Source organism: Mycobacterium sp. TH-M82 (assembly GCF_057473605.1).
The window spans coordinates 1-9,075 of record NZ_JBYCKY010000031.1 but is presented as its reverse complement, the minus strand read 5'-3'; the positions used below and the strand labels follow the sequence as shown (position 1 = coordinate 9,075).

Below are 9,075 nucleotides of genomic sequence, written 5' to 3'. Positions count from 1 at the left end.
TTGGGGTACAACACGGTCATTTGGGTTTCGTTCTCGAGCCGATTTATCCGAATATTGATTTGACCCAGGAGAATCCCACCGTCATGGTATAGCCCGGCAGCTAGTCCATCCAATTGAGCGTTGACGAATGCCGAAAGAGGAGGAATGCCGGCGTCGAGGAAAAATAGTAAAGGAGCGCCCCACTCAGGCTTTCTCAACCATGGTGCTAACTCCAGTACTCGATCAAGTGGCACATTTGCCGTGCCTCTGCCAGTATCGTAAGACACCTGCGCAGCCCGGGCGACGTCAGCGAAAGACGATGCGCTCACGGGCACGGTGAGCGGAACATAGCCGGTGAACCAACCCGTCGTCATGAAGTCGGCTGGAGTGCGTCGGATATCGATGGGAATGATCCCACGATACGTTTCCGCGCCCGTGAGCTCATACTCGGCCAGTGCGACGCAGGCAAACACACCACCACAGAACCGGGCTCCCGCAGATATGCAGGCTGATTCGAATTCGGCTGTTTGTCGCTCATCCATGAGCCGTACGCCAATTACCTCGCAGGGTGCCATTGGGTCGCCGAGCGGCAGTGACCAGCCGGGAAGGGTTCCTTCATTGTTTTCAAAGAATTCAATCCATGCGCGGACTTCCGGAGAATTCAAGGTCAGCGCTGAGGCGTACCGATGCTGCCGGACGCAGTAGTTGTTATAGCTGCCCGCTTGAGGCAGCGCGGCTGGTGCCCCACCGCCGATCAAGGTGGCATACATCGCGTAGATCTCGGTGAATACCACCCCCAGGAACATCGCGTCGATGTGGAGGTGATCCATACATACGCAGAATGTGAAGTGGTCTGCGCGCTGGATGATCGTGAAGCGGAAGCAATCCCACTGGTATGGATTCGGCGTGGCTAATAAGTGGCTTCGCCATTCTTGTGGTGTCATCTCACCGTACTCAGTCGGGACCAGCTTGATATCCCTGGCATCGCCGATGGTGTGCGGGATGATGCGGTTATCGCCGGTGTGATCGAACCAACTGTGGTACGTATCGTGGCGACGAAGATGCTCGTTGATCACGTAAGTCATCGCGCGGATATCGCATCGACCGGATATATTCCAGGCGGCAATGACCAACCGTGACATATCCAGACCGTGAGCGGTGTACCTCCGATAGTCACGCAAGTGTTGGATTTGGTTATAGCTGGCCGGTACCGCACTTATCGGTGCTTGCCGGGCTTTCGCAAGAGTCGCAGGGGAGGCGTGCCAGGACACGACTGAGCCGGACTCTGGCGCCCAATCGTGAATTGTCGCGACCTCTACTTTTCCCACTTTGAGCATCTTGCCTCCAAGCCTCGCAGTTGATTTAACCGTACAGCCGTTACGCTGATGCGCCTGTGAGCTCTGCCAACTTTTCACACAGGCGGTGCGCCAAACCTCGAATGGTGGTGATGTCGGTGGAGTTCACACGGACACCGGTTTCCGTCTCGATGCGCGTGCGCAGTTCGAGATTGCCAAGTGAGTCGAGGCCACATTCGGATACCGGACGATCTGGGTCGATGGAACGACGTAAAATCAAGCCAACTTGCTCACCCACCAGGCGACGCAGCCGGCCTGGCCATTCTTCCTGGGGTAACGCTTTAAGTTCGGCAACGAATTTGCTCGCGTCCGTGCTGCCTTGGCCGGCGGACTTGAACATTGCAGCAAACGGGCTCCGTTGCGCGAGCGCGGTTGCCCACGGCATTCCGACGAATGGCGTATAGGCGGTGTAGGCGCGATCGTGGCGCAACAGCGTCTCAAACGCGTAGGCACCCTCGTCGGGAGTAATCGCGGCGTCGGCGTTTTCGGCCAGGGCTGTGGCGCGGCCGATCTCGCTCCATGGTCCCCACGCAATTGCGGTCGCCGGAAAACCCTGAGCCCGGCGCCAGCGGATGAAGGCGTCCAGCCAACTGTTGGCCGCGGCGTACGCGCCCTGGCCAGGCGAACCCACCAGCGCTGCTGCCGAAGAGAAAGCGCAGAACCAGTCCAGCGGCTGAGTGGCCGTGGCAATGTGCAAATTCCACGCACCGTAAGTCTTCGGTGCCCAGTCGCGGTCGATGAGTTCGTCGGTTATGTTGGTGAGTGTGGCATCGTCGACCACCGCCGCGGCGTGCAGTACTCCGCGCAGAGGAAGGCCGGTGGCGGTTGCCGTCACTACCAAGCGTTTAGCCGTTTCGACCTCGGCTATGTCACCGCACTCTACGACGACGTCGGTGCCGCTCGCCCGGATGAGCTCAATTGTCGTCAGCACTTTGCGATTTGGTTGCGAGCGGGAGTTGAGCACGATTCGACCACAGCCTGCATAGGCCATCTTCTCGGCTAGGAAGAGCCCCAACCCACCCAAGCCGCCGACAATCAGATAGGAACCGTCACGACGGAAAACCGGGACCTGCTCCGGCGGCACCACGACAGTGGCGGAGCTGGTATGGGGAACGTCGAGCACGAGTTTTCCGGTATGCTCGGCTGCACTCATGATCCGAATCGCAGTCGCCGCTTCGGCGAATGGATAGTTGGAGTATTTGGCGCAGGGCAACTCACCGTCTGCAACCAAGCCGTACACAGTGCACAGCAGTTTTCCGATTCGTTGCGGATGGCTGATAGACATCAACGCCAGGTCGACAAAGTGGAACGTGAGGTTTCGACGGAAAGGGAAGAGTTCCAGGCGGCTGTTGCCGTAGACGTCGCGTTTGCCGATTTCGACGAATCGCCCTCCGAAGGCCAGCAATTCGAACCCGGCGCGTAATGCTGCACCGGTCACAGAATTGAGCACGATATCCACGCCGTACCCGTCGGTATCGCGGCGGATCTGCTCCGCGAAGTCGGTACTCCGCGAGTCATAGACATGGTCGATCCCCATGTCATGTAACAACTGTCGACGTTGTTCACTGCCAGCGGTGGCAAAGATATCGGCTCCCGCGGCCCGGGCGATCGCCAACGCCGCCTGTCCGACTCCGCCGGTTGCGGAGTGAATCAACACCCGGTCACCCGCAGCGATCCTGGCCTGATCGTGTAGGCCATACCAGGCGGTGGCGTACGCGGTAGACGCCGCGACCGCCTGGTGATCAGTCAGACGATGCGGAAGCGTGACGGCGAGCTTGGCATCACACGTCACAAACGTGGCCCAACAGCCATTTCCGGAAAATCCGCCGACACGGTCACCGACCTTGTGGTCGGTGACGTCCGGTCCGACGGCGGTGACCACGCCGGCGAAATCCATACCGAGCTGGGGTTGACGCCCATCGATGCTGGGGAATCGGCCCATCGCGATCAGCACGTCGGCGAAGTTGACGCTGGAGGCGTTGACCCGGACCTCAATCTGCCCTGGCCCCGGCGGAACGCGGTCAAATGCTGCCTGTTCCAGTGTTTGCAGGTCACCGGGCTTTTGAATTTGCAGGCGTACGCCGTCGCGCTCGTAGTCTGCAACTGCGGTCCGCCGCTCGTCGAGGCTCAGCGGATCTGGGCACAAGCGGGCCGTATACCACTTTCCGTTGCGCCAGGCGGTCTCGTCTTCCTCCGAGTCGCTCAGCAGTTGCCGTGCTACTTGCTCGGCATCCATGTCGTCGTCGATATCGATTTGGGTGGCGCGCAGATGAGGATGCTCAGAGCCGATGACGCGCATCAAGCCACGCAGCCCTGCCTGCTCCAAGTTGGATCGGTCTCCGGCGATCACCATCTGGGCATTCCTGGTCAGGAGGTACAAGCGTGGCAGCTCCCCCGGGGCTTCCGGCAGCTCGCGCGTGATATCCACCAGGTGGCGCACGTACTCGCGGCCCAGTAGTGCACACTGCTCGTCCGGGTTGCCGTTCTTGGGTCCGGTGAGAACGACGACTCCGTCGAACCGGCGAGCACGAAGCTGGCTTGTCAGCCCGTACCCGTTCGACGATGGGTAGATTTGGAGTGGCCAACACATCGACGTGCATTGCACACCAAGGGCTTTCAAAGCGTCGGCCAACTTGGGGGCGTTGACATCCGCGGTCGTGGAAGTGCTGACCAGCAGCCAGGATCCGGGAACGGCGTGGGTGTCCTCGGGCAGCTCGCGCTGGCGCCACTCGACGCTCAGCAGCCGTTCGGTCAGCAGCCGATCGCCGTGACCGTTTTCAGCTGTCGTCGTGCCCAATTGGAGCCCGTCCACAGTCAGCAAGACAGCTCCGTGGTCATCCAGCACATCGAGGTCAGCCTCGACTCCGTTGATGTCGGCTCTGGTCACCCTCGTGTAGCAGTACCGGGCATTGCGGGCAGGTCCGTAGGCACGTAGCCGGCGGACCCCCAACGGTAACGGCAGAACACGCGTTCCAAGCGCGTGAACGTACGCATGGCCCGCGACCGACTGGAAACAGGCGTCCAGTAACGCCGGGTGGATCCCATAGGCGGATTGCTGTGCGCGGATCGAGCTAGGCAGCCCAACCTCTGCGAGCGCGGTACTGCCAGCACCATCGGCGGTGCACACCGCGGCCAGACCGGTGAAGGCCTGGCCGAGCCGAATCCCACGCAGATCCAACCACTGCCGCACCTCAGCCCCCTCCGTAATACACGGATGCGCCGCCAGCAGAGCGGCAATGTCCAGCGGAGTCGGCTGCCCCGTGTCCTCGACCGTATGCAGGACTGCGCTGGCGTGTCGCACCCGTTCCCCGTCCCGGTTCGTCTCCACCACGAAGTTGGCGACGTCTGGCGAAGCAACCGACGCAACGACGCCGACCGAGCTCTGGTCATCGAGCAACAACGTTTGCTCGAAGCGAATATCACGGACTTCAGCCGCCTCGCCGTGGACCGCATGAGACGCCGCTAACGCCATTTCGCAGTAAGCTGCCCCGGGAAGGACCGCCACACCATGTATCTGGTGGTCACCCAACCAAGACTGCGCAGCGGTGCCAATCTCGGCCTGCCAGATGTGGCACTCAGGCTCCTCTTGCAAGCGCACATGTGTGCCCAGCAAGGGATGCACCACCACAACACAGCCGCCATGCGCCGGTGAGTCCTGCCCGTCGCGGCTCAAAAGCAGCCGGCGGTGAGTCCAGGTCGGAAGCGGCGCATCCACCAATCTCCCACTGGGGTAAAGCACCGAGAAGTCGAGCGCCGCACCCCCGCTATGCACGTCGGCCAGCAGGCCGCGCAGTCCATGCGGCAAATTTTGCTCGCGCCGCATACTGGCCAGAGCGGCTATCCGCATATCGAGGCTTCGGGCAGTTTGGTCGATAGCGTGGGTGAGCAGAGGGTGCGGTGCCAACTCCGTGAAGACCCGGTGACCATCTTCCAGGGCCACCTGAACCGCCGCGGCGAAACGCACTGTGTGACGTAGATTGTCCGACCAGTAGTTGGCATCGCACACTGGCTGCTCGCGTGGATCGAACAGGGTCGCGGAGTAGAAGGGGATCTCCGGGGCCATCGGGTGCAGGTCGGCTAGGACATCGACCAGCCCGTCGAGGATCGGATCGACCTGGGGAGAGTGTGATGCGACATCGACAGCCACCTCGCGCACCATCACGTCGCGCTGCTCCCAGGCAGAGATGAGTTCGCGAACCGTCGGCGTTGCACCGCCGACAACCGTCGACTGCGGCGAAGCCACCACGGAAACCACGACATCGTTGATGTTGCGGGCTATTAATTCCGAAAGTACCTGCTGTGCAGGAAGTTCCACTGATGCCATCGTTCCGGACCCAGCGATAGTAGACATCAACCGTGAGCGGCGGCAGATCACGCGGACCCCGTCTTCCAGCGACAGGGCACCTGCGACGACAGCAGCCGCGACCTCTCCCATCGAATGCCCGACGACGGCGCCCGGTCGTACACCGTAGGACTTCAGCGCAGCGGCCAGCGCTACCTGCATCGTGAAGATGGTTGGCTGAATCCGGTCGATCCCGGTCACTGTTTCGGGCGCCGACATCGCCTCGATTACCGAGAACCCCGACTCCCGGGCGATCAGCGGCTCCGCTTCGGCGACCGTGGCGGTGAACACCGGTTCGGTGGCGAGCAGCTCGTCACCCATGCCCGCCCACTGCGAACCTTGCCCGGAGAATACCCACACCGGCCCTGTGTCGTCCCGGCCGACCGTGGTCTGATAAGGCACGTCACTGGCAGCGACATCGCGTAAAGCCCCGACCAATTCCGATCGGCTGCTTGCGAACACTGCCGTCCGTACCGGGCGGTGCGCACGCCGGCGAGCCAGCGTGTAAGCGAGATCTGACAACTCGACGCTCGATGTACCAGCGTCGAGCCATTCGGCGAACCGGCCCGCGGTGCGCCGCAGTCCATCCGATGATGTGGCCGACAGCGGGAAAAGAAGCGAGCCGGTGACTGCGCGAGCCGGTGAATTCTCTTTCGGTGCAACGGTTTCAGGGCCTGCCGGTGCTTGCTCGACAATGGCATGTACGTTCGTTCCCGACCATCCATACGACGACACGGCCGCCCGTCGCGGGTGCTGGCCGTTGGTCGGCCATGCAGTGTTTTCGGTAGGCACGAACAGTTCGGTCTCGATAGCGGCCAGGCGATCCGGCAACCGCGTGAAGTGCAGGTTCTGTGGGATCACGCCATGCTGTAGGGCGAGGATCGCTTTCATCAGTCCCAGCACCCCGGCAGCGGACTGAGCATGCCCGAAGTTAGTCTTGACCGAAGCCAATGCACACGGGCCCGCCGTGCCGTATATCCCTGCAAGGCTGGCGTACTCGATGGGATCACCCACCGGGGTGCCGGGGCCGTGCGCCTCAACCATGCCGACCGTGTTGGCCTCCACGCCCGCCGCGGATAGCGCAGTCCGGTACACCGCGGTCTGCGCGGTCTCCGACGGCGTGACGATATTGACGGTATGGCCGTTCTGATTGGCGGCCGTGCCGCGCACCACAGCCAGGATCCGGTCGCCATCGGCTACCGCATCCGGTAACCGCTTGAGCAATAGCACTATGCAGCCCTCGGCCGACACGAACCCGTCGGCGCCCTCGTCGAACGCGCGACAGCGTCCCGTAGGAGATGCCAGACCCTGCGCCGAGCCCGAGACGAACCTTCGCGGTTCCAGCATCACGTTCACGCCGGCCGCGAAGGCAAGATCGCTGTCGCCGTTGTGCAGACTGCGGCAGGCCATATGGACAGCGAACAGGCCAGAAGAGCAAGCGGTGTCTATCGTTACAGCGGGGCCGTGGACCCCCAGAGCGTACGCGATCCGTCCCGACGCCTGACTGGGATTCGTGCCGATGTTCCCGTAAGGCCCCTCGATGGCGTGGGCGTCAGCGGTGAGTATTTGGTAGTCCAGGTGCGTCAGTCCGACGAACACACCCGTTAGCGAGTCGGCGACTGTCGCCGGGGTGAATCCGGCGTGCTCCATGGCTTCCCAGGCTGTTTCCAAAAGCAAGCGGTGCTGTGGATCCATCAGGGTCGCTTCCTGCTCACAGATCCCGAAGAAGTCGGCGTCGAAGCCTGCCGCGTCGTCCAGGAATGCACCCCACTTCGACACCGAGCGGCCGGGCACGCCGGGCTCGGGATCGTAGTACTCGTCAGCATCCCAGCGGTCGGCAGGAACTTCGGTGACTACATCCTCGCCGCATAGCAGCGCCTGCCATAGCAGCTCCGGTGAATCGATGCCTCCGGGAAGCCGGCAGGACATGCCGATGACAGCGACAGGGGTCGCTAACGGGCTACTCATCGTGGACAACGGAAAGGATGAATTGGAAATGGTCACCCCGTCAGGGGCAGAATCGAATTCGGTCATCTCTCTCCAAAGTTCGCTAGTGGTCGACCCGTGATTCGAGCTGGCAAAACGTCGGCTTGGTGCGGCGCCGGGGCTTGACACCGAGCTTTATCGTCGAAGCGGCACATCGCCACCCGATTTGCCGAGTCCATGAACAGGGCAACCACATCACGTCTCCTCATCGGTCGCGGGTTCGCACGTCAGTAACGGCTCCCGGACACCTATCGTTTTCCGACGCCGCGACGGCGCCGGAGACCCCCGGCCGGCGCCGGCCAACACCTCAGCCCGCGCGTGAACGCACGCTTGACGCGATAACACTTGAGACCCCCTGACATCCCGATGATATTACTCCTGTCAAATTTTGCAGTTTGAGGCTACTGGGGTAGATGGGAAAAATGAGCCCCCTGTGACGTGATCGACGTGTCGTTGTGGCCAGGCCGTGACCATGACGAAGCATCGACGGATCCCTCCTATTCGCTCAAAAGCTCAAGCGCCGCCGATGCTTCCGGCTTGACCCCTACCAGTTTCGTGGCGTGAAGTGCTGCAGACACTGCGGCCGGAGTTTGGCAGCTCGGCGACGTTCGCGATGTTCGCGCCCTTGGCACCCTTGCTTGGCGCTGGACCCGCCAGTCATGCCATACTTATCCAGTGGTAGGGCGTATTTATGGTCCGTTATTGAACGCAGCCGTCGGCTTCTCGCATCGGCAATTCGGAAAAGTCATCGGTAAGTACGGCTACAGCCTCATGACCCGCCGGCTCGGCACCGACGAGGTGCTGTTCCTCAACTGGGGCTACGAGGAGGATCCGCCGATGGCCCTGCCGCTAGAGGCGTCCGACGAACCCGACCGGTACTGCATCCAGCTCTACCACCGCACGGCGAGCCAGGTGGATCTCAGCGGCAAGCAGGTGCTGGAGGTCAGTTGTGGCCACGGCGGCGCCGCCTCCTACATCATGCGCACTCTGCACCCGGCTTCCTACACCGGGCTTGACTTGAACCCGGCAGGCATCGCGTTTTGCCGCAAAAAGCACAAACTGCCCGGCCTGGATTTCATCCACGGCGACGCGGAGAAGCTGCCTTTTCCAGGTCAATCCTTCGATGCCGTGATCAATGTCGAGGCTGCGCACCTTTACCCTGACTACCCCCGCTTCCTCACTGAGGTGGCGCGCGTGCTCCGCCCCGGCGGGCACTTCCTGTACGCCGATCTCCGCCCCCTTCAACAGATCGCCGAGTGGGAGGCGGACCTAGCCAATGCCCCGCTGCGGCCGGTTTCACAAAAGGACATCAACGCGCAGGTGCTACGCGGACTGGAGCTAAATTCGGAGCGGTACCAAGAACTGGTCAACCGCCATACACCGGCGCCCCTGCGCCGCTTGTTCCGCGATATC

General features: G+C 62.0%; 3 protein-coding genes. 1 reads left to right on the top strand and 2 read right to left on the bottom strand.

The genetic code is table 11. The features are described from left to right. Both AC2VON_RS01115 and pks2 read right to left on the bottom strand, forming a co-directional pair. A partial coding sequence (locus tag AC2VON_RS01115) for a condensation domain-containing protein (RefSeq protein WP_486951300.1) occupies positions 1-1,121 on the bottom strand: 1,121 nt, incomplete at its 3' end. 235 nt (positions 1,122-1,356) lie between these two features. Next, entirely contained in the window at positions 1,357-7,644 is a 6,288-nt protein-coding gene (pks2, locus tag AC2VON_RS01110) for a sulfolipid-1 biosynthesis phthioceranic/hydroxyphthioceranic acid synthase (RefSeq protein WP_486951299.1), read from the bottom strand. A gap of 720 nt (positions 7,645-8,364) precedes the next feature. Here pks2 and AC2VON_RS01105 point away from each other — a divergent pair. After that, a partial coding sequence (locus AC2VON_RS01105; RefSeq protein WP_486951298.1) for a phthiotriol/phenolphthiotriol dimycocerosates methyltransferase occupies positions 8,365-9,075 on the top strand: 711 nt, incomplete at its 3' end.

What these genes read in the sequence shown, in the direction of transcription:
- pks2 (WP_486951299.1), bottom strand. Translation starts at nt 7,644, where the DNA reads ATGAGTAGCCCGTTAGCGACCCCTGTCGCTGTCATCGGCATGTCCTGC.